General features: G+C 58.5%; 19 protein-coding genes and 1 other annotated feature. Of the genes, 11 read left to right on the top strand and 8 right to left on the bottom strand.

Annotated elements, in window-relative coordinates:
* Window positions 1–727: 727 nt before the first annotated feature.
* The 3 genes from C1A35_RS24645 (at window position 728) to C1A35_RS24655 (ending at window position 4,083) form a co-directional block, all read left to right on the top strand.
* The gene (locus tag C1A35_RS24645) at window positions 728–1,174 is read left to right on the top strand and encodes a hypothetical protein (protein ID WP_104667096.1); all 447 of its coding nucleotides are present in this window, start codon (window positions 728–730) and stop codon (window positions 1,172–1,174) included.
* A gap of 152 nt (window positions 1,175–1,326) precedes the next feature.
* Window positions 1,327–2,484, top strand: a complete 1,158-nt coding sequence (locus C1A35_RS24650) for a hypothetical protein (protein ID WP_158665149.1) — start codon at window positions 1,327–1,329, stop codon at window positions 2,482–2,484.
* Window positions 2,485–2,628: 144 nt separating this feature from the next.
* Window positions 2,629–4,083 carry a TrkH family potassium uptake protein gene (locus tag C1A35_RS24655; protein WP_104666911.1) on the top strand — a complete coding sequence of 485 codons (1,455 nt, stop codon included), beginning with the start codon at window positions 2,629–2,631 and terminating at the stop codon, window positions 4,081–4,083.
* Window positions 4,084–4,142: 59 nt separating this feature from the next.
* Here C1A35_RS24655 and C1A35_RS24660 read toward each other — a convergent pair whose 3' ends face one another.
* Complete coding sequence (locus C1A35_RS24660; protein ID WP_104666912.1) at window positions 4,143–5,630, bottom strand: SulP family inorganic anion transporter; 1,488 nt, start codon at window positions 5,628–5,630, stop codon at window positions 4,143–4,145.
* Between the two features lie 69 nt (window positions 5,631–5,699).
* Window positions 5,700–5,755: a sequence feature (sul1 is cis-regulatory element that is thought to sense ions involved in sulfur or methionine metabolism; They are found in Alphaproteobacteria), on the bottom strand.
* A 131-nt stretch (window positions 5,756–5,886) separates the two neighbouring features.
* Here C1A35_RS24660 and C1A35_RS24665 point away from each other — a divergent pair.
* Window positions 5,887–6,306, top strand: coding sequence for a hypothetical protein (locus tag C1A35_RS24665; RefSeq protein ID WP_104666913.1), 420 nt, complete (start codon window positions 5,887–5,889; stop codon window positions 6,304–6,306).
* Window positions 6,307–6,423: 117 nt separating this feature from the next.
* On the opposite strand, the gene C1A35_RS36035 is transcribed toward C1A35_RS24665, so the two are convergent.
* Entirely contained in the window at window positions 6,424–6,579 is a 156-nt protein-coding gene (locus C1A35_RS36035; RefSeq protein ID WP_158665150.1) for a hypothetical protein, read from the bottom strand.
* 288 nt (window positions 6,580–6,867) lie between these two features.
* Here C1A35_RS36035 and C1A35_RS24670 point away from each other — a divergent pair, with 288 nt between their 5' ends.
* Together C1A35_RS24670 and C1A35_RS24680 are read left to right on the top strand one after the other, a co-directional pair.
* Window positions 6,868–8,718 carry an ABC transporter ATP-binding protein/permease gene (locus C1A35_RS24670; protein ID WP_234822988.1) on the top strand — a complete coding sequence of 617 codons (1,851 nt, stop codon included), beginning with the start codon at window positions 6,868–6,870 and terminating at the stop codon, window positions 8,716–8,718.
* Between the two features lie 609 nt (window positions 8,719–9,327).
* Window positions 9,328–9,801 (top strand): MarR family winged helix-turn-helix transcriptional regulator, encoded by a 474-nt coding sequence (locus C1A35_RS24680; protein ID WP_104666916.1) that lies wholly within the window; start codon window positions 9,328–9,330, stop codon window positions 9,799–9,801.
* A 70-nt stretch (window positions 9,802–9,871) separates the two neighbouring features.
* On the opposite strand, the gene C1A35_RS24685 is transcribed toward C1A35_RS24680, so the two are convergent.
* Together C1A35_RS24685 and C1A35_RS24690 are read right to left on the bottom strand one after the other, a co-directional pair.
* The gene (locus C1A35_RS24685) at window positions 9,872–11,326 is read right to left on the bottom strand and encodes a chloride channel protein (RefSeq protein ID WP_104666917.1); all 1,455 of its coding nucleotides are present in this window, start codon (window positions 11,324–11,326) and stop codon (window positions 9,872–9,874) included.
* 45 nt (window positions 11,327–11,371) lie between these two features.
* Window positions 11,372–11,662, bottom strand: a complete 291-nt coding sequence (locus C1A35_RS24690) for a hypothetical protein (RefSeq protein WP_104666918.1) — start codon at window positions 11,660–11,662, stop codon at window positions 11,372–11,374.
* Window positions 11,663–12,133: 471 nt separating this feature from the next.
* Here C1A35_RS24690 and C1A35_RS24695 point away from each other — a divergent pair, with 471 nt between their 5' ends.
* From C1A35_RS24695 to C1A35_RS24700, 3 genes are all read left to right on the top strand, one after another.
* A complete protein-coding gene (locus tag C1A35_RS24695; protein WP_104666919.1) occupies window positions 12,134–12,637 on the top strand; it encodes a PTS sugar transporter subunit IIA in 504 nt (167 codons plus the stop codon).
* 437 nt (window positions 12,638–13,074) lie between these two features.
* On the top strand, window positions 13,075–13,287 hold the full coding sequence (locus C1A35_RS36040) for a hypothetical protein (RefSeq protein ID WP_158665151.1): 213 nt from the start codon (window positions 13,075–13,077) through the stop codon (window positions 13,285–13,287).
* Between the two features lie 152 nt (window positions 13,288–13,439).
* Window positions 13,440–15,251, top strand: coding sequence for a mechanosensitive ion channel domain-containing protein (locus C1A35_RS24700; protein ID WP_158665152.1), 1,812 nt, complete (start codon window positions 13,440–13,442; stop codon window positions 15,249–15,251).
* Between the two features lie 138 nt (window positions 15,252–15,389).
* On the opposite strand, the gene C1A35_RS36045 is transcribed toward C1A35_RS24700, so the two are convergent.
* Entirely contained in the window at window positions 15,390–16,310 is a 921-nt protein-coding gene (locus C1A35_RS36045; protein WP_158665153.1) for a hypothetical protein, read from the bottom strand.
* A 26-nt stretch (window positions 16,311–16,336) separates the two neighbouring features.
* Between C1A35_RS36045 and C1A35_RS24710 the strand changes: the two genes are divergently transcribed.
* Window positions 16,337–16,948, top strand: a complete 612-nt coding sequence (locus C1A35_RS24710; protein ID WP_104666922.1) for a hypothetical protein — start codon at window positions 16,337–16,339, stop codon at window positions 16,946–16,948.
* Between the two features lie 52 nt (window positions 16,949–17,000).
* On the opposite strand, the gene C1A35_RS24715 is transcribed toward C1A35_RS24710, so the two are convergent.
* A complete protein-coding gene (locus tag C1A35_RS24715) occupies window positions 17,001–17,369 on the bottom strand; it encodes a hypothetical protein (RefSeq protein WP_104666923.1) in 369 nt (122 codons plus the stop codon).
* A 318-nt stretch (window positions 17,370–17,687) separates the two neighbouring features.
* Window positions 17,688–17,897, bottom strand: a complete 210-nt coding sequence (locus C1A35_RS24720) for a helix-turn-helix domain-containing protein (protein WP_199773022.1) — start codon at window positions 17,895–17,897, stop codon at window positions 17,688–17,690.
* A 242-nt stretch (window positions 17,898–18,139) separates the two neighbouring features.
* Between C1A35_RS24720 and C1A35_RS24725 the strand changes: the two genes are divergently transcribed.
* A complete protein-coding gene (locus C1A35_RS24725; protein ID WP_104666925.1) occupies window positions 18,140–19,030 on the top strand; it encodes a LysR family transcriptional regulator in 891 nt (296 codons plus the stop codon).
* A gap of 557 nt (window positions 19,031–19,587) precedes the next feature.
* Here the strand turns inward: C1A35_RS24725 and C1A35_RS24730 are convergent.
* Window positions 19,588–19,770, bottom strand: coding sequence for a hypothetical protein (locus C1A35_RS24730; RefSeq protein ID WP_104666926.1), 183 nt, complete (start codon window positions 19,768–19,770; stop codon window positions 19,588–19,590).
* Window positions 19,771–19,989 lie beyond the last annotated feature (219 nt).

Here is a 19,989-nt window from a genome sequence, read left to right on the forward strand (position 1 = left end):
TCGCTACGGCGCTGTCGAGGGCGCGCTCGCGAGCGGCTTCGCTACCGCCCAGCTACACCACTTGTGGGGACGCGACCCTATAGCGGTGATCGCACCACCCGTGGCTGGGTCAAAGCCCGCTTCGCAAGGGACAACGAGTGCCGCTAAAAGTCATCCTGTGATATAATTTCGTTCGCTTCCTTCCAGGAAGCAAGCGGTCAAGCCGAGAACAGCCCCGATCCCGTGAGCTTCAATGGAACAAGAGCAGCAATAGGAATTTGGGCAATCAAAGGGAGCGGTCGATGATCTTGATCCCATCTTCATATCGATGTCGTGGTGCTCACGACGTGGACGCCACGCACCTGATCGCGTCTATCAAGACGGTTCTTGCCGCCGAAGCATCAAAGCAGATGCGAAGCTTGTCTTTCCGTGCTGTTGGGGACCGTGTCGTCATTGAAGGAAGGGTCAAGTCCCGAAGGGACGTCGAGCGTATTCGCAGGATTGCAGAACGTGCTGTCGGTGCGGATCATGTTGTCTTGCGGCTGAGCCGCGTTCCTTCGTCTTGATAGTTCAACGTTCGCGAAACTCCTTTCGTATCGACTGGGCCAGGCAAACGGCAGCGGGAGCCCGCATCGATGTTAGATTCGGAAAGAAAGTCATCCTGTGATATAATTTTGAGAGACGTAGGCTGACGGCGCAGGTTGGAATGTGTGTGCCAATGGTCAAACACTATTTCAGGGAGGCGGCCATGAAACATCAATCTCGTGAACGGCTTGTGGGAATCGCCGGCGTGCGCGAAGACATGCAGCGCAATGCCTTGACGCGCGAGGAGCGGCTTCAACGTTGGGCGGATCTTCTCGACCAGATGCCTGACCGTCGCCTCAACACTCTCTTCGAGACCGAATTTCAGCCCATTTCGACTCGCGATTCCATGCGCCGCGAGAGCTCACCTCTTGAGGTCGCTTTCGAAGATCCGCTGCTTCGAAAGGAAGGTTTGAACGACGACAGCTATGGTGAAGCAAAACGGTTCTTCGGGCTGAGCGACATTGAAATGCATCAGCTGGTGTGCAGCTGTCACACCGGTGAAACCGTGCGATCAGGCACGGTTGCCGAATGCGTTCGCGCCGTGGCTGAACCGGGGCCAAACCTCTGGTCGATGTTCTTGAACGCCTTTTTCATCTTTCGCCGGTCCTGATCCGGCAGTTGGCGAGGATATGCTGCATTGCAGTTGAGGGGAAGGCCGGCAAACGCTCGGGCTTTGAAGGGGTTGCCTTGCGGATAGGTATTCACGTTTATGGGACGCGTGACGACGTCGAGCCCTTCATCGCTTTAGCCAAGAGGCTACACTTGGCCGGTTATGCAGTCCAGCTAGCAGGACCGCACCGCTTTGCACAGCTGGCAAGAGGGCATGGGGTATTATATGAGCCGTTGCCGGACGATATTCTGGCGCTTTGCGAGACAGATGAAGGCTACCGAGTACTGTTCTGTGGGCTCCTGTTAAACGGCCGTTCTGCACGACACATTCATGCGCTCATTGACGAGCTGTTGCGGAGCGAGTGGCGGGCCGCTCATATTTTCCGGCCCCATCTGATCGTCTATCATCCGAAGTCGATAGCGTCGCCTCATATGGTCGAGCGTATCGGCTGCCGCTCGATCTTGGCCTCTTCTCTTCCTGTTCATACCCCGACTTCGGCTTTCCCGACACCAAGCGTGCCGTGGCGAACGATTGGTCCTCTCAACAGGATGAGCCACACGATGGTCGAGCAAAACTTCGAGCGTGCCTTTCGCAAGCCGGTCCTGAAATGGAGGCGAAAGACGCTCGGTTTACCAGAGCGTGCACGCGGGCGTCACGCTCCCGATCGCAAGCTCTACGCCTATAGCCGGTATCTGGTGCCCACTCCGAAAGACTGGGGCGAACACATCCACGTTACGGGCGCGTGGTGGCTTGAGGAGCCTGATCGCAGGCTCCCTGTGGAACTGGAAACGTTTCTGTCGGTAGGCGTACCGCCTGTCTATGTCACGCTCGCAGGCCTACCCCAGCGCCTCGCACACGACCTGGCTTGCGCGGCTGTCGGGGCCGCGCGGATGCTTGGCAAGCGGGTGCTGTTTGCAACGGCAGGCAGATCGGTTGGGAGCTTGCGATCACCAGACATACTTGCGCTGGACGATGTGCCCCTGAACCAGGTTCTCTCAAGGGTCGATACGATCTTTCATCATGGGCAAGCCGCAACAACAGCCGCGGCGTTGCGCGCCGGCAGGCCGAGCGCGATCTATCGTGGATTGAGGGGGCGGTTTTGGGCAAGGCGCATTCACGATTTCGGCGCCGGGCCTCCTCCTGTTGATGTGAAGCGCCTGTCGGTTGGGGAAATGACGACCTTAATGCGCGCGATGGACACTCCCTTTGTGCGGGATAACGTCCGCCAGCTGAGCTCTCAAATACGCGACGAGGGCGGTATTGACGACGCCGTCCGCGTCATTGACCAGCTGGAGCGAGTGGGACGGTGATCAAAAAAAGAAGGAAATGGTCTGCCCATGAGAATTGATGATCGGCTGGAAACGAGTACTCATGATTGTCGCCCGGTCGACGCGCTTGCGCCGATCGGCTGACTGGAACGCATCCTCATTTTCCGCCTTTATCGAAGGGCCGTCATGTCATCGCAATCCTATAGGTCGGCGGTCCATATATCCGCGATATTCGGGTTTTATTTGTCCTGCGCAATGCTGGTTCCGGCGTTTGCAGACTTTTACAGCGACTACCGGGACTGGATCGTGTTTGCCCGCGCCAGCGTCTTTTGTGGCGCCTTCTTCGCTGCCACTGCCTTGGCTACGCGCGATGTGCCCCCGCAGCTCAATCGAAAGATGGGTTTCCTGCTGGTCAATCTGCTTTGGGTTGTCTTTTCGCTCGTGGGCGCAGTTCCGCTTTGGCTGTCGTCAAGGGAGCTGAACCTGATGCAGGCAGTTTTTGAATCCGTATCCGCGGTCACGACAACGGGTTCGACCGTCATGGTCGGGTTGGACCACATGGCACCGGGCGTGCTGCTGTGGCGGTCGATGCTGCAGTGGTTCGGCGGCATCGGCATTGTCGCACTTGGCCTCTTCGTGATGCCCTTCTTGCGAGTGGGCGGAATTTCGTTTCTGCGGATGGAATCGTCCGATACCAACGAAAAGGTGTTTGCACGGATTGCAACGTTCATGCGGGCGTTCGTGGTGATCTATGTTGTGATCACTCTGGCGTGTTCGGTGTCGTACCATCAGTTCGGAATGACGCAGTTCGATGCGCTGAACCACGCAATGACCACCGTGGCGACCGGTGGGTTTTCGACGCATGATGCATCGTTCGGGTACTATGAAAGCGTGCCGCTTCTGTGGGTTTCGACATTTTTCATGACCCTGTGCTCTCTGCCATTTTCCGTGCTGATCCTCTTTGTGGTCAACCGCAGCACAACGGCGTTGCGAGATCCGCAAATCCGTGTCTTCCTTGGCTATCTCGCGGTGATGGCTATGGCGCTGGCGGCCTATCATCGGGTCTATAACGGCGTACCGTTCGCAACGGCCTTATCCCACTCCTTTTTCAATCTGGCGTCGATATTATCGACGTCGGGATATGCAAGCGAAGACTATACCCTATGGGGCCCATTCGCCGTCGCTTTGGCGTTTTTCGCGACATTTGCCGGCGGGTGTTCCGGCTCGACCGCAGGCGGCATCAAGGCCTACAGGTTCGTCATTCTTATAGGAGCCGTCAGGCCGCTGGTCAGGCAAATCCTCTATCCGAACAGTGTTACACCTGTGCGATATGGCGGAGCGACCGTAGATCCCGAACTGCAACGGGCGGTCTTTCTCTTCTTCGCCGTCTTTCTTGCGCTTTGGGCCTTCGGCACATTGGCGCTTGGAGCGCTCGGATATGATTTAATGACCGCGGCCTCTTCGGTTATTACGGCACTCTCCAATGTCGGACCGGGCGTCGGGCCCGTCGTCGGACCAGCTGGGAATTTTTCAACGATGTCCGATCCCGCGCTGGCGATCCTATCCGTTCTGATGATCATGGGACGCCTGGAGGTAATGACCGTCCTGGTTTTGGTCTCCCCATTCTTCTGGAGAAGTTGATCTCGGCGCGTGGTGGTATCGGCGTGACGCTGTGGCAAGCGGCCGGACGGGACGCCGCTTTAGTGTATTGCCGCGCTGGCGGCGCGGCGTTCATCCTTGTCGTGTAAGGCGAAGCGATCGATCATTTCGGCGCTCGCCTGGTTGAAGCCGAGAACTTCGACCTGGATGCCAGCCTTGCGGTACTTCATCACGATCTTGTCGAGTGCGCCGACCGCAGTTATGTCCCAAAGATGCGCCCGATTGAGGTCGATCGTTATTTTGGAGCTCAGCGCGGTGAAGTCGAAAGCATTCATGAATTGCTGCGCGGAGGCGAAGAACACCTGGCCCTCGACCAGGTAGGTGACGCTGTTGGATGAAGTGTCTTCCTGGCGTGTCACGCGAAACAGCCGGGAGACCTTTCCGGCAAAGAATATTCCCGAAAGCAACACACCGACGATCACGCCCTTGGCAAGGTCATGCGTTGCGACGACCGTGACGACCGTTGCCAGCATCACGGCCGACGAGGGCAAAGGATGACGCTTCAAGTCGACGAGAGATCGCCAGGAGAATGTACCGATCGATACCATGATCATCACGGCGACCAGAGCTGCCATCGGAATGATCCGCACGACATCATCAAGTCCGACAATCAGGAACAACAGGAAGGCTCCGGCCACGAATGTCGAGAGCCTCCCACGGCCGCCCGATGAAACATTGATGACCGACTGTCCGATCATCGCGCATCCGCCCATGCCGCCGATCAATGCGGAGGCGATATTGCCGGCTCCCTGACCCAGGCATTCCTGGCTTTTGTTGCTTGGTGTGTCTGTCATGTCATCGACGATCTGCGCGGTCAGGAGCGATTCAAGAAGGCCGACAGCTGCGAGTGTCATCGAATAAGGCAGGATGATCCGCAGCGTTTCCAGGGTGAACGGCACATCGGGAAAGCTGAAGACCGGCAGTGCGTCGGGAAGCTCGCCGAGATCGCCAACAGTGCGTAGATCCATCCCCGTCGACCAGGCAATGCAGGTGAGAACCGCAATTGCGACAAGTGGCGACGGAACGGCCGTGGTGATGTGCGGAAAAAGGTAGATGATCGCAAGGCCCCCGGCGATCATTGCATAAGTCTCGATAGAGACGCCGAGCAGTTCGGGGAGTTGCGCCATGAAAATGAGAACCGCAAGGGCGTTGACGAAACCCGTGATGACCGACCGTGAGACAAAGCGCATGACCCGGCCAAGCCTCAGGAGCCCCGCGACGATCTGGATCAGGCCCATCAGAAGCGTAGCGGCAAAGAGATATTGCAGCCCATGTTCCTTGACCAGCGTGACCATGACGACCGCCGTTGCTGCGGTTGCGGCCGAGATCATCCCTGGCCGTCCACCGACCACAGCTGCCACGCATGCGATCGCAAAAGAGGCATAAAGCCCCACTTTGGGGTCCACGCCGGCGATGACCGAAAAGCCTATTGCTTCGGGGATGAGGGCAAGCGCGACGACAACACCGGAAAGGACGTCGCCGCGGATATTGGAGAACCACTCCCGGCGGTAGTTTGAAAGCGTATTCATTCGGTGGATTGGATCACAATTGAAGGCTGCGAGCGCGACGCGATCGGTGGCGCTTGGCACAGGTTCATGTGTTGTCTGGCGGATCGGCGGCCAGAAGAGCCACCCGGATTTTCACCGGGTCCTTGTGGATGAGGCTTGTTAACCCACGCGATGGTGCAATGCAACACCGCGACCGAACTAGCTGTCTGCGTAAAGGGCCGGGAGTTGGTGATCAAATTATGTCATGGTATGATATACCTTTGCTAAGGAGGTTGCTATGACCGAAGCTAAAAGTGGAACGTGGTCCGAGTATCGACCCACGAAGAAAGTGTGGTTCTGGTCGACTGTCGGCGCTTCGCTTCTCACGATGGTCGTCGGCTTCACCTTTGGTGGCTGGATGACCGCCGGTGGAGCATCCGTCATGGCGGATCAAGCGGTCAGGACGGCTCGCGCGGAGTTGATCTCGAATATCTGCGTCCACAACTTTGTCTCTGCCGCCAATGCGGCTGACAATTTGAAGGAGCTCAAATCCAAATCGAGCTGGGAGCGGGACGACTTTATTACGAATGGCGGATGGGCGTCAGTCGATGGTCTCGTCGCGCCCGTTCCGAATGCCGCCGATGTTTGCGCCAAGGCGTTGATCGATCTCAAGGAACTGCCAATTTTCGTCGAGGTGCCGCCGAGCAGCTCGCTGTGAGTGATCCAGCCTCAGCCTTATGACGGGTATTTGAAGAAGGCTTCAAAACGCGCGCTCGCGCCAAAGGACCACGTTACACGTCCCCGCATCGCGAGCGCGCATTGGCAGGCTGCCTATTTATTTCTTCAGCTTGGCGTAGTCGAATTGGGGGGCCTTGGAGAGGTCGTCCTTGTTGGTGTCCTCATAGGCTTTCCACACGCCGTTTTCGTTGGCAAGAGCAAGGGACGCCGGATCGATGACGACGTAGCTCTCGCCCCGATCGCGCCAGGGCAATGGACGCGGTTTGCTTGATGATGGCGAAATCGGCGGTGGATCGATGTCGCAAAAAGGACACTGCGACAACGCAATTGCCCGCAGCGACTAGGCAATCGTCACGACATGCTTCACTATGGTGCTAATTTAGGCAGGGTTGCGAGTGGCTGCCGTGCTTTCCGGCGAGTTGACTTCGATGGGATTGAGAGGCGTTCAGGCAAGGAGAATTTATTGAACTGGCATAAACGGTCCAGTGAAATGCGGTCACGATTGACCCCTGTGTCGTCAATGCGCGGTTTTTGGGGGCTCATGGGTGCGTACTGGCTTTCCGAACGGTGGAAGGAGGCCTGGGCGCTCGCAGCTATAATTGTCGTACTCACTGCGCTATCAGCCATGGCGAGCGTATGGTTCGCCGAAGCGTCAGGCGATCTCATCAGTGCGATCGCATTCCTTCATCACCCGCAAAACCCGTCGACGCTTCGCGCGCTTCTCAACAGTGCTGCAACTCTGGTCGCGATTGTCGTACTCAAGGAGATCGGCTTCATCGCGGTCCGTCACTACTTTTCGACGACCCTGCATCGCAAGTGGCGAGCCTGGCTCGACGAGCGCTTCAACAGCGCAATCCTCGACGGCAATCATACCCATTTCCACCTCCAAAACGGCGCCGCGGAAGCGACCCCGTCCGCCGCGGCAGTGCCCGACAACCTTGATCAGCGGATTCAGGAATCGATCAAGGGCCTCACCGGCGGCGCCATTGGCCTTGCCATGGGGATCGCTGGCGTTACGCTCTCGCTTTACTTCGTTGGCGGAAAAATCATCGCTAACTCCACTGAAATCACCGGTCTGGAGTTTCTTGGAAGCTACGCCAGTGCCTGCGTGACTTTTGCGGCGGTTCTGGCCTACGTGCCGCTCAATACCTATCTTGCAGTCAAACTCGGGGCGATCCTCCAGCGGCTGGATGTCAGGATGCAATGGGCAGAAGGAAGCTATCGCCGTGAGCTGGCAACGCTCTTGAACCGAAGCTTCCACGTCGCAGCCTCTCACGGGGAAGGTGTGCAAAAGCGCATCAACCGACAGCGCTACGCCGAGATCGACCATACCTGGGGCAGCCTGAACTTCCTCACCGCAGGATATATGGGATTTGAGCTCGTCTACAATTTCTTCTCCTCTCGCATCATCGCCTATGCGCCGGGGCTTCTTCCCTACGCCGAAAGCAGGATCAGTCTGCAAGGTTACGTGACGGGAGCCGAGCTTGCGAACGCAGTCATCAATGACTGCTCCTGGTTCATTCACGTGATGCCCGACATAGCGCGGTTGCGAGCGAATGCGAAGCGCGTGACAGACCTTGCAGAGGCAATCGAGGGAGCCCAGTTTCCCAAGGAATTCTACGCGCGCTCAGGGTGCTCGCGGCTGCGCTATCGACACCAGGAGCCGCGCTTCGGCCTGACCATGCAGGACGTCGAGCTCATGCAACCAGGCGCAGCCGAACCTTTTGTTTCGACTGAGCGGCTGCGCGTCGAGAGGGGCGAGTGGGCATTGCTTTTGGGAGAATCTGGAAGCGGCAAGTCGTCCCTGTTGAAAGCGATCAGTGGCCTGTGGCCCCACGGACGGGGAACGATCATCCTGCCGGAAAACGTGCGCACGCTCTATGCGGCACAAGACGTCTACCTGCCGTCGACGTCGCTCAAGGAATTGATCTGCCTGCCCGATTCCACCCGGATCTACCGGGACGCCGACGTTGCTGCAACAATGGAGGAAGTGGGGCTAGCCGATTTTGTAGACGACCTCGCCAACGCAGGCAGGAGCAATCAGACCTGGGACCAGCTCTTGTCGGGAGGGCAAAAGCAGAAGCTCATTCTCGCACGCATTCTCCTGCTGCGGCCGGGGCTTCTACTTCTCGACGAGCCGACCAGCGCTCTGGACCTGCAAGCGAAGAGTTCCTTTCACGCCACGATCCGAACCAGGTGCCCAGGAGCGTCCGTGATCAGCGTCATGCACACGTCCTCGGCGCCGAAATCCTCAGAAGGCGACGAACTTTTCGACAGTGTGCTTTCGATCGCACAACGCACCCTCACCAAGGGGCCGGTCACCGATCTGCCTCCCCGGCCTCGGGTCTTGGGGCGTTCTGAGACGTTTGCGGAAAAATTGCCCGTCGAATAGTCGCCTCCATTGTGGGCGAACCGGGCGCCCGCCTATCGACCGGGGCCCAATTTTGCGCGTTTTCCTCGAAGATAAGTCGTGGCTTCGAAGACGACGGTTCCGTCGCTGCTGACCATGGCTTCCCAGACCCGATTGCCAAGACGGCATTGCACGCGGTTGAGGTCTCTCTGCTCACCACAAGCGTATTCGACTGTGACGGTGATCATTCCAAGGTTGCGATACCGCTCGAAATCGTCGCCGGTTAATCCGAGCTGGTCAGCGACATATGCCGGTTGGACGAAGAGATCCGCCGAAGGCGGCGGGGGTGGGCTTCGCCATCTCCTACGCGTCATATAACGTGCTCTTTCACCAGCCACCCGGACCCCGCGAGCGTGACGCTGTCGCATGCCCGAACGAGACCGGCTATTGCAGATCCAAAGCCCCCATCGTGGACTGCGGCAACCTCTTTCAATATGCGCCCTCGCCATGACACGATTGAAAATTAACAATCGCGAGCGCGGCCTGTTGTGGCTTCCATCGAAGTCTGTATTTTTGCCGCGCCCGCGAAGCTCCCCCACGGAGTTGCTGCGACTATATATCATGTCATGATATAAATAAAGGATGCGTTCCATGCCTTCCAGCGTTCGTGTAAAGTCTGCGGTTTCAGTTTCCGGGACCACTCCAGGCGACCCGCTCGACCCCGGAGTGTTCAGTGGTCTTGCGGGGGTGAGGTTGGCTATGCGGCGTTTCCTTGCCAGCAGCGAGATCGAATTGTCGCGGGCGGGCATCACCTCCCAGCAATACCAAGCGCTGTTGGTTATCAAGGCCGCGCAACAGAACAGGATCCGGATGCGAGGGCTCGCCGACGAGATGCTGATGCAGCACAACAGTGCCGTTCAGCTCGTCGACCGGCTTGAGGCGGCCGGCCTTGTGGAGCGCGCGCCATCTCCGATCGACAAACGAAGTGTTCTTGTCGGCTTGACTGCATTAGGCGAGACGGTACTTGACGCATTGGCCAGGAAGCACCTGGTCGCCATGCTCGCCAACGAGCCCTTGCTGGCTGAATCGCTGACCCGGCTTCGCGAGCTTGCGCAAACGCGCTAGTTTGGGCGCCAACCCATCGCACAGTTTTTGGGGTTCACGGGCGCGTTGAGATCCGCGCCCGAGCCGCCCGTTATTCATCACCCGGCGCCTGGCCTGCCTTATGGGAAGCGCGCCTCGCCCTGATGGCGGCTGCCAAGAAGACGTGCGACAGGCCGTGGTAGAGTGGATCGCGCGACAGAGTTCGCGACGTGATGTACCCAATCATTGAAACCGCCATGATCGGCATGATTGCCTGGTGGGCACCCGTCATCTCAAGGATAATCACGAAGGCTGTCATCGGCGCTTGCACAACCCCTGCAAAATAGCCGGCCATGCCAAGAATAGCTCCAAGACCGATACTCGTGCCGAGGACCAGGCCCACAGTGCTTCCAAATCCAGCTCCGACCGAGAGCGAGGGTGCGAAAATGCCGCCGGGTATCGTGGAAATCATCGAGAGGAAGCTCGCGACGATCTTCTGAATGAAAAAAAGCGGCGGTGCAGGATTGCCTTCGATCGCATGCCGCGCCTGCTCGTACCCCGTCCCGTATGTGGTGCCACCCGAGGTGATGCCGATTATCGCGACGCCCAGTCCGCAAAGACCGGCCAGAACCATCGTCCGCTTCAACTGGTCCGGCTGCGTCCAGCGCCGGATGCGCTGGCCCAGGTGAAGAGCAAGGCCACTGAACCCGGCCCCGAGCGCTCCTCCGCCAATGCCGCAAACGATGATCAGAGCCCAGTCGCGCAAATGTGCTGGCGCAACGCTTGAAACGCCAAAAAAGTTGTAGCTCCCCGAAAGACCGAGTGCAGCCAGTCCCGACAGGATCACCGCACTCAGCACCACCCCATTCGAACGAGATTCGTAGGCGCGGCTCATCTCCTCAATTGCAAACACGATTCCTGCCAAAGGCGTGTTGAAGGCCGCCGCTATTCCAGCCGCCGAACCCGCGAGTATGAGACCTCGCGCGTGCGGGAGTTCGCCGAAGCGAGCGGCGGCAAGCATGATCGATGCGCCGACCTGTACCGTCGGTCCCTCCCGCCCGATCGAGGCTCCGCAAGCGAGCCCCAGAATGGTCAGAACGATCTTCCCGAAAGCGATCCGCAGCGACAGGAGAAGAGGCCGCTCTGTCTCGTCCAGATGGCGTGCGGCGATCGCTTGGGGGATACCGCTTCCTTGCGAATTGGGAAAAAACCTGATCGCGGAACAAGCTGACAGCATGAATCCGAGAGGTGTCAGCGCGAGCGGCGCCAAATAGGCCCACTGGCTCACCGAAGTGAACCTTGCGAACATCGCCTGCGCAAGGTCTGCAAGTTCGGCGAAGCCGACACTGACAACGCCGATCGCCATGGCGCCCGACCAAAACACAACCCTTGTTCGCCACTGGCCACGAGAACCCAGAACGACTTTGGACCGGCGCAAGATTCTGAGTTTACGTTTGGGATCGGCATTGAGGGTTTCCGGCTCGGTCTGCTTGGCAAGATGTTGAGCCTTATTGGCAGGGTCTTGATTTGAAGGAGGATGGAGGCCTGACGCGTCAGACGTAGTCATTCTCGTTTGCGGGGCCCGGGCTCGATTGCGCGGTCCTTGGACCGTTCACCTCCCGGGCGAACCGCTTCTGGCGAGGCTCCTCAAAGCCTCATAGAGGATCGTTCCTCGAGCATCGGTTACCGCTTCAAACAGCCGGTTTCCCAGGCCCACCTTTATGTGGCGCAGGCCGGGACGCAGGTGCGGGTCCTTTTTCACGCGCACCGAAACCAATCCCAAATGGTGATAACGCTCAAAGTCGAACACCGATATCCCGAGTTGATCGGCGATGTACGCATTCATCACGTTGAAATCGTCCGGCAGCGGAGCGCAGAGCTTTCGACGCCTCCTGTTTGTCATGAGTGAGCCTCTGAATATCGGAAGGTGCAAGCGTCTCGAAAGCCTTCACCGCTCGATCCATTACAGGCGCGAAAGCCCTTGACCGGTCCATCGGGGTTCCATTCATTTTGATTGAAATGCGGCAAGCCTCGTCTCGCGCATCGGGTCTTGTTTTTGCGAGCGTGATGACCTTGCGGCACAAGCTGGCCATATCGCCCGCGGACCTCTTCCTTGTTGAGTATGTGACCATATATCATGCCATGATATAAGCGTCGAGCCGACGATTCGGCCAAGGTCAACTGATCTTGCGGTGGTTGGATGGGAGGGATGTAGATCGATCGTGAACGGAGTTGATTGAACCCCTAACAGTCCGAACCTGTTGTGGAGGTATGACCTTCAAGATCGACTGAAATGTGAGGGCGCCACGCGCATCGTCAGGCGGTTCTTGTGTTTGGAAGGAACTCACACAAGGAAAGCCGGTAAGGAGGGGCAATGCAGATCGATGAGTTTCACTGGCAGCGAGAGCTGATTATCAATGCACCGTGCTGCGACGCGCGATCGGCGCTTTTAACAATCGCCGAAGATCTTTCGGAGCGGACTGGATTCCCGATCAGGGACGTACTTGTACCACTGGAGGCGCGCGAGGGCCTCGGTTCGACGGGGTTTGGAGGAGGATTTGCGCTTCCGCATGCATTGGTGCCGGGCTTGCGCTCGCCTGCAAAGGTGCTCATGACGCTTCGCAACGGCATAGACTTCGGATCGCCTGATGATAGGCCTGTCGACATATTGCTGGCCGTGCTTTGGCCAAAGGGCGAGCTTCAAAGTTTCCTGCCGGCACTTGCAAAACTATGCCGGCCGTTCAGGTCGGCGCGCGTCCTGGAGGGTTTGCGGGGCGCGCAATCCAAGACAGAGGCGATGATGGTCCTACAGGTGTTTGACAACCCAGATCATTCGCCCCTTCGCAGCCCCGGGATCATCGGCGCAAAAGCGTTGTAGGCAATTGCAATGCGCCAGGAGGCATTTCGCCTCGACACCGATCGTTGCTGGCCAGTGCCGTCTTAACGTCGCATCAACCGACTTTCCCAGGTTCACAATCCCGTGAGATTATGGCGATTTGGGGTGGGATTCGTGGTTTTTTTGTGGCTAATATACCCCTGTGCACGAAATGTTGTACTGCATAAGGCGTATTTTTGAGATGAAAATTTAGAGATTTCCGGATCTTCGGCCTGCCGCGTTCTGCGGCGGGTCATTCTTTCGCCGGCAAGGCTATGATCAGATTTGCGGCGATTTTGGGCGGCCTGTTCAATTCGGAACAATCAGGGTCCGATGGGGCCCCGTCGTCACTTAGACCCCCCCGCCAATGAGAAGCGATCGCGACGACGACCCCGTTTCCCCGCCCCTTGTTTCCTCCAACACGATGGCTGGCTTAGCTGATGATCTTTTCCTTCGTGCGAATTTTATCGCTTTTTATCTCTCTTTTTGCCGCAGGGATGGCGCCCGCGCTTGCTCAGCAATCTGGTTTGCCCGGTGCCCCGGCGGGATCGTCAGATCTCTCCCAGCTACAGGAGCTGATCGACGTGCTGCGCGACGACCGCGAACGCGAGGCCTGCGGAAGATTGCCCGCGGGCGGGGCGGCGAAAACGTAGCACCCGATGTCACCGGCAACTCGCTCGGAGCAAGGGCAGCGGACGTTACACGACGGTTTGCCGAGCACGCAGTCAAAACAGCTGCCGTATTCGCGACACAGCTGGCTTCGGCCCCCGCGACATTTTCAAAGCTGAACGGCGACGAGCGGCAGGTGCTTTTGCGCACCTTGCGCGATCTCGCGCTCGTCATCGTCGTGACCTACGGGCTCTTCGTGACCTTGCGCCTTTGCACAAGTCGCATCGATCAATCATTCGGCCGACGGGCTGCAACAGCCGGGATTGTCGAAAAGTCGATGCTGATCGCAGCTTCCGCCGCCGTCGATGTCGGGATCGTCGTTGCCGCCTGGGGCGGCGGGTACCTGGCTGCGCTTACGGTCTTTGGCGAAATCGGGCGGATGGATGTTCAGCAGACCCTCTATCTGAACGCCTTTATGATGGTTCAGTTGGCAAAGGTGGCACTCAGAACCGTGTTGTCGCCATTAGCCGGCGAGTTGCGGCTCCTTCGTGTGTCTGATGAGGCGGCCCGCCGAACCAGTCGAATTCTGGCCTGGATCATCAGCATTCTCGGCTACGGCCAGTTGCTGCTCCAGCCAATCCTGTCGCAGACCGTTTCAGCTGCTTCCGGCCAGGCAACATCGGCGCTGGTGGCCCTCGTTGCCCTGATCATGGCTATTTCGGCAACGATCGCCAACCGGCGATCCGTCACGCAATGGCTGTTGTCTACGCCTGACCATTCCGCACGGCATCGTCAGGTCCGCTTTATCGCAGCACGGTGGCATTGGCCCGTTCTTGCCTATCTGACTTTCCTGTTTGTCGTCGTTCTGATCGGGCCCTCAGAACGGCTGTTCCTGGTGCTTTCCGCGAGCGCCCAGGCGCTCGTCGCAATCCTTCTTGGCCTCGTCGTTGCCGATTGGCTGGCCCGCGCAGTGACGAAGGGCGTACGTTTGCCAGAAAATGTCAACGAGCGGCTTCCGCTGCTCGAGCGGCGTGTGAACGGTCTCGTGCCGCGCTTCTTGATGCTCCTTCGCCTGGTGATACTGGCCGCAGTCTTGGCGATGGTGGCAAGCGCGATTGGCTTGTTCGATGTGGTCGGCGCTCTGCAATCGCGCGTTGGCTTGGCGTTCACCGGTTCGCTCGCCTCGGTTCTTGCCATACTGCTCTTTGCCTATGCGGCCTGGCTCGCGCTCACCTCATGGGTGGACTACCGCTTGAACCCGGCTTTCGGCTCGATTGCAGCCTCGCGGGAAACGACGCTTCTGACGCTCCTTAGAAACGCCGCCACGATCGCTATCGTCGTGGTGGCTCTCATGTTCTCGCTGTCTCAGCTTGGGCTCGACATTGCGCCCCTGTTGGCGTCTGCAGGCGTACTCGGACTTGCCATCGGGTTCGGGGCGCAAAAGCTGGTGCAAGATGTCATAAACGGCGTCTTCATTCAGCTGGAGAACGCGATCAATGTTGGCGACGTCATCGCCATTGGCGGTACGACCGGTACGGTCGAACGGCTGACGATCAGGTCCGTCAGCCTGCGCGACGTGCACGGCGCCTACCACATCATCTCGTTCTCGTCGGTCGATATGGTCACCAACCACATGCGCGACTTCTCGTTCCATGTCGGGGATATCGGCATCGCATACCGTGAGGATGTCGAGGATGCGCGTGCAGCGCTCGTCGATGCATTCCAGGAGTTGCGATCGGATCCGGACTTGAGCGATTTCATTCTCGGCGACATGGAGTGGTTCGGGGTACAGAGCCTGGGCGACAGCGCGGTCATCGTTCGGGTGCGTATCAAGACGACGCCCGGCAAGCAGTGGGCGATCGGACGGGCGCTCAACGGCGCGGTCAAGCGGATTTTCGGCGCCCGCGGCATCGAACTGCCGTTCCCGCACCAGACGATCTATTTCGGTGCGGACAAGAACGGAGAGGCGCCACCGGCGTTCTTCGCCATGGCAGCGCCGAAGCCGTAATGGGGTGCGTTGACGAGCGATAGGCGCTATTTCCAAGCAAAGCCGTGCATGCGGTCGCAGCTTTGATGATGAAGCGCCACAAGTGCGGTGACCGTTCGACGGCGCCACCCGTGGACGAAGTGGCGCCGTGTGCCTGCTTCAAATCAGGAGCAGAAGGAAGAACGGAAGCGTTTCGGCGACGGCCTCGCCCGTTGCCGCGGCGGTCGTGTCTGCCGCGATCTCCGTCACTATCCCTGTAGTCGTTGCCGTCGTTTCGCCGAATTCACCTCCCGTCGAAACGGAAATGCTGGCCTCAATACCGCTGGCATCTCCCTCAGTCGAAGAGACCAGCGCCGACGAATTCGACACGGCCGCATCATTGACGCTGTTTTGCAAGGCCGTGGCGACCGTTGGCAACTCCAGATTGTTCACCGAGTTCGCGCCAAGCTCCGTCTCACCGATTGCCTCATTGCTCGACTGGCTTGCCGTTGCCAGCGGATCGCTCGTCGTCCCCTGGCCGTCGCTCACTTCGCCACTGCCGTTTGCTTCGCCGTCTCTCGGTCCGCCATCAAGGCCGTCGTTGCCGTCTTCGTCGTCGCTGCCCTCGGACGAGGAGTTGCTTGACGAGGACGCATCGCTGCTGTCCTCGCTCTGGGGGTCATCGTCCATTCGTTGTTGCGGCTGCCGGACGTCGTCGTCTCTTGCGATCTGGCCCATTTCGACGTCGCCGTCGTTTGCGCCGTTCCCGTCAGGCAGCCCGTTATTCTGGCCGCCGCGTCCTGGCCGCCCTGGTTTCCACCATCGTTGCCGCCATTGTTCTGGCCGCCCACGCGCGCCCTGTAGTATTTCAGGCGCAAGGCGGTTCAGTCCGAAGGTGCAAAAACGCGAAACCGGGACGCGATCATAGCCCTTGCCAAAGGGAGCCTGACGATGGCCCCACGAACAGGCGCGATGAAGGACGCCGAGACGCGCTGGCCGGAGGGTACTTTTGCCTTCACGGGCTGCTGATGCGGCGTCGCCAAGCGTCCAAAGAGATTTGACCAAGGGCTTGTCCGGAAAGGGGGAGACGCTAACATCCATCGCGCCCGAAACAACGCGGTGAACCGATGCTGAACCTCACGCTGGATATCAACTGCTTCGCCGACGTCGAGGAAAGTCGACCGATTCGGGGTGACATCCTGAAAATTACTGAAGCCGCAAGGCGCGGAGAAGCCGATGTCGCGATTTTGGCTTCGAGCTCCTTCGAGTGTCAGCCCGGAGGCGGCAGCTTCAACCGACTTGCCGACTTCCGCGCACGCATGGTTGAGATCGGCCTTGGCGAGATTACTTTACTGCGCCCCATCGCGAGACACGGTCGTTCGTTTCATGGATTCGGCATCATGAGCGATGAGGCGGCGGTTCTCCGCGAGCGGCTCATTTTCAGAACCCTTTTTCCAACCATACCGGCACGATGGTCTGACTTTGCCGCGATAAATGGACTCGATAAGAGGGATCTCTGCAGTGCCGGTGCCTGGAAGTGGCGCAATTGCCTGGGGGCGGCTCAAACCTTCTGGGCGCATGAGAATGCGCAGCGCGATATCTTTGTGACCAGCGATCAAAGCTTTTCACGCCTACGAAACAAAGCGGAATTTGCTGGTGCCGTTATTTTGACTCCGACACAGACTGCTCAAATGTTGGCTGACCGACCAGCGGTCCGTCGGCATACGCGAGAAATGTAGACGCCCGTCCGTTGCCGCCGCAGCGCCTCCGGAGACACTGACATGTGTGCGGTCATTCTATGCGGCAAGGTATCGTCTGCCATTTCGAATGACGCGCGTTGAGCAAAGTCGAATTCCCATCCACCACGAGCCACAGCTCGTCGCCCAAGGGACGAACCGTGAGGGGGTTTCGTTTCTCCTTGCCCGTCGCCGCCGACAGCATGTGACGGTGCGCATTGATGATGCCTCGTTCGCGCGCACGCGCGTTGACCAACTGACCAAGCGGAATCATAACGTGTGGTTCGTCAAGGTTGAAGTAGAGCGCAGGGTCATCCGGAAGCCGCGAGAGCAACGCAGCAATTTCTCGGTTCAATTCAATCTGCGCAAGGGCGCCGTCAGTTCCAAGAGTGAGGTACCTCGGCGACGTTTCTTCAGCTTTCATGCAGTGCCTCTGAGAGAGTCCTGATGTGTGGCTCGAGCGACGGCAACTTTCGTGCCGCAAAGAAAGGCCCCGCTGGTAGGCGGGGCGAGTATCGCACCCATGGCTCACTGGGCGCGGGTAGGAGTGCAGTCCAACAGAAACTGCTCATGTACGCTAAGTGGATAGCTCAGGGGAGGGAAGGTCTGTTTTCCTGATTCCGGTACGCCCATGCATAAAAACCCGGTTGCAAGCGTTACAGCGTAAACGCGTGGCCGGCGCCTGAACGCCATAAACAGATCACGGGACAGCAACGGCCCATCGGCCGGTTGAAGGTGATCGCTACTTGTTCAGTCGCACGCCAGGTCCGCCGCTACCTGTGTAATCGCCGTCAAGGAAGGTTATGCCGGCGTGTTCGAAGACGGAACGAATGTCAGCGACGGTGCGCGGTTTGAGGCCTTCACCCCGTTCGAATCGAACGATGGTGTTGGTGGAGACCGTCGCCGCTTCAGCCAGCTCCTTGACGCTCATTTGAAGCGCTATTCGAGCCATTCTGCATTGAACCGGCAACAATATCGCCTCTCCATATCGATTTCGCCTTGACGTGGCGAATTTGACAGCCTATTTACAACCTCGGAGCGCAATATGACTCCAGGTGATTCTAACCGGACTATAGCGACCTAACGGTGCGTGCGCGAGCGTACGGCCGATCGCATGTTGTGTGCTTGTTTCGAGCGTAAGGGTTCGCTGAAGCACCGGAACAACGCTGTTGTCGGTAGGTGTGGAGCGTAAGCATGGAACTACGCCAGCTTTCCTATTTCGTAGCGGTGGCCGAAGAGCTCCACTTCAATCGTGCCGCGGCGCGGATGTGCATCGCTCAGCCGGCGCTAAGTGCACACATCCAGGCTCTGGAGAAGGAATTGGGTGTCCGATTGCTCGAACGGTCGACGCGTCGGGTCGAACTCACGCGGGCAGGGGAGGTGTTCTACGATCGGGCGGTGCGGATCATTGGTGATGTCGGACTGTCGATGGACGTGGCGCGGTCTGCAGCCGGCAAGGCGGCGAGGACGATCAAGATCGGAACCGTGTATCCGGCGACCATAGGGGTGTTGCCAGCGTTTCTTTCGCGCATCGGCCGGAAGTTTCCGGAGGTCGCGTTGCATGTCACGAGCGGTTCGACCAGCGACATCATCCGCTCGATCGAGAACGGCCAGATCAATCTCGGCTTCATCCGCCCGGTCGAAAACATCGGCTCCTTGCGCTTCTTTTCGATCGCGCATGAGCGCTACCTGTTGGCCGTCGAAAAGACGAGTCCACTGGCTCTACGAAGCGAGATCGATATCGAGGACCTGAGGGGTGAGAAGATCATCGCCTTTTCCCGCCAGAACCTCTCCTATTCGGAGCGCTATTTCTCCGAGATGTTCGAGACCCATGGGTTAAGCGGGAATATCGCGTACAGCTGTGATGATACCTTCTCGCTGGTGTCATTGGTCTCCGCCGGCCTTGGCATCGGCTTTGCGCCGGAATGGACGAAGGACCTCCCGAACCGTGGTTTCGAGCTCCGGCCCGTGCGCGGTGTCGATCTGAAGATCGGGCTCGGCGTCGCCTGGAACAAGGACGACCCGACGGCGGCGAGGGACGATGTTATCGATATCGCCCGGTCGTTGTCGCGGCCCGGAAGGTGAGGGAGCCCGGTCCTCTCCGAGAGAATTCGAACACCCACAAAATGAATGAGCCTCCGCAGGGGGCGGAGGCTCATTCGAGGCGCGCTTCTCTTGAAATTGTGGAACTGCGCGGCAATAAAACCAGCACGAAACTCTTCTCTTACGTGTGCTTTTTGGTTGCGCAATTACAAGTGTATTGTCGCAATTGCGACGACTGAAAGCAATGAATTTCTAGAGGATTTGACTAATCAATTCGAGTTTTAGGCAGCGGTCAGAAATGGTCCACCGGAAACTGAGCCTTCCGGTCTGTCTCCCTAGGCAGGGCAGGAACCCTGCCTCAAAGCCTGCGGGCGAGCAAAGGCCGACGACCTGAACGATCGGTGAGCGCGCGTGGGATATTTGAGCGCGGCGCCTCGTACCGGCACATCGAATATCCCGACGGCTGCCACCGTGCGCCAGGTTCTAAGTGCAAGTCGGGACGATCGCCATACCTCAAACGATTGATTTCGAACGATTTTGGGGTGCAAAGTCGGCTGAGGCTTGTGCGGAGGATGGCGCGGCAGCGTGGCGCTTCTGTACTACTCGAGCGATCGCTTCCGAGGCATCTTGATGCTTTTGTGCAGGTTGACGGTTTCGCCGATGGGGGTCGCCGTGATCGTCTTGATCTGTTCGGCCAGAGCCGCAAGCTTTTGTGCAAGGTGTTGAAGCTCGGCCGCGGAGTTCGTGCCCTTTGGGGCATCTTCTACGCTACGTTCGTGCACGCTCTCGTCCTTCTTTCCGTTGGACTTGGGAGTTCAGTATATTTCCATGTCTGCATATAAGGCTACAACGTATCGCGATTATTTTTCCGATTTTGTCGCGGCGAGCCAAACCGCACCCAGACCTTGATTACGAGACGGGCCGCAACACCCTTCGCACCTTCTCCAAGATTTCGTCGAGTGTCGCCATCACCCGGTTCACCTGGGAGAACATGGCAGCCG

This window comes from Ensifer adhaerens, from assembly GCF_002940685.1.
GTDB classification, from domain to species: domain Bacteria; phylum Pseudomonadota; class Alphaproteobacteria; order Rhizobiales; family Rhizobiaceae; genus Ensifer; species Ensifer adhaerens_E.

What these genes read in the sequence shown, in the direction of transcription:
- C1A35_RS24645 (WP_104667096.1), top strand. Translation starts at nt 728, where the DNA reads ATGAAACATCAATCTCGTGAACGGCTTGTGGGAATCGCCGGCGTGCGC.
- C1A35_RS24655 (WP_104666911.1), top strand. Translation starts at nt 2,629, where the DNA reads ATGTCATCGCAATCCTATAGGTCGGCGGTCCATATATCCGCGATATTC.
- C1A35_RS24660 (WP_104666912.1), bottom strand. Translation starts at nt 5,630, where the DNA reads ATGAATACGCTTTCAAACTACCGCCGGGAGTGGTTCTCCAATATCCGC.
- C1A35_RS24665 (WP_104666913.1), top strand. Translation starts at nt 5,887, where the DNA reads ATGACCGAAGCTAAAAGTGGAACGTGGTCCGAGTATCGACCCACGAAG.
- C1A35_RS24670 (WP_234822988.1), top strand. Translation starts at nt 6,868, where the DNA reads ATGGGTGCGTACTGGCTTTCCGAACGGTGGAAGGAGGCCTGGGCGCTC.
- C1A35_RS24680 (WP_104666916.1), top strand. Translation starts at nt 9,328, where the DNA reads ATGCCTTCCAGCGTTCGTGTAAAGTCTGCGGTTTCAGTTTCCGGGACC.
- C1A35_RS24685 (WP_104666917.1), bottom strand. Translation starts at nt 11,326, where the DNA reads ATGACTACGTCTGACGCGTCAGGCCTCCATCCTCCTTCAAATCAAGAC.
- C1A35_RS24690 (WP_104666918.1), bottom strand. Translation starts at nt 11,662, where the DNA reads ATGACAAACAGGAGGCGTCGAAAGCTCTGCGCTCCGCTGCCGGACGAT.
- C1A35_RS24695 (WP_104666919.1), top strand. Translation starts at nt 12,134, where the DNA reads ATGCAGATCGATGAGTTTCACTGGCAGCGAGAGCTGATTATCAATGCA.
- C1A35_RS36040 (WP_158665151.1), top strand. Translation starts at nt 13,075, where the DNA reads ATGATCTTTTCCTTCGTGCGAATTTTATCGCTTTTTATCTCTCTTTTT.
- C1A35_RS36045 (WP_158665153.1), bottom strand. Translation starts at nt 16,310, where the DNA reads ATGGATGTTAGCGTCTCCCCCTTTCCGGACAAGCCCTTGGTCAAATCT.
- C1A35_RS24710 (WP_104666922.1), top strand. Translation starts at nt 16,337, where the DNA reads ATGCTGAACCTCACGCTGGATATCAACTGCTTCGCCGACGTCGAGGAA.
- C1A35_RS24715 (WP_104666923.1), bottom strand. Translation starts at nt 17,369, where the DNA reads ATGAAAGCTGAAGAAACGTCGCCGAGGTACCTCACTCTTGGAACTGAC.
- C1A35_RS24720 (WP_199773022.1), bottom strand. Translation starts at nt 17,897, where the DNA reads ATGGCTCGAATAGCGCTTCAAATGAGCGTCAAGGAGCTGGCTGAAGCG.
- C1A35_RS24725 (WP_104666925.1), top strand. Translation starts at nt 18,140, where the DNA reads ATGGAACTACGCCAGCTTTCCTATTTCGTAGCGGTGGCCGAAGAGCTC.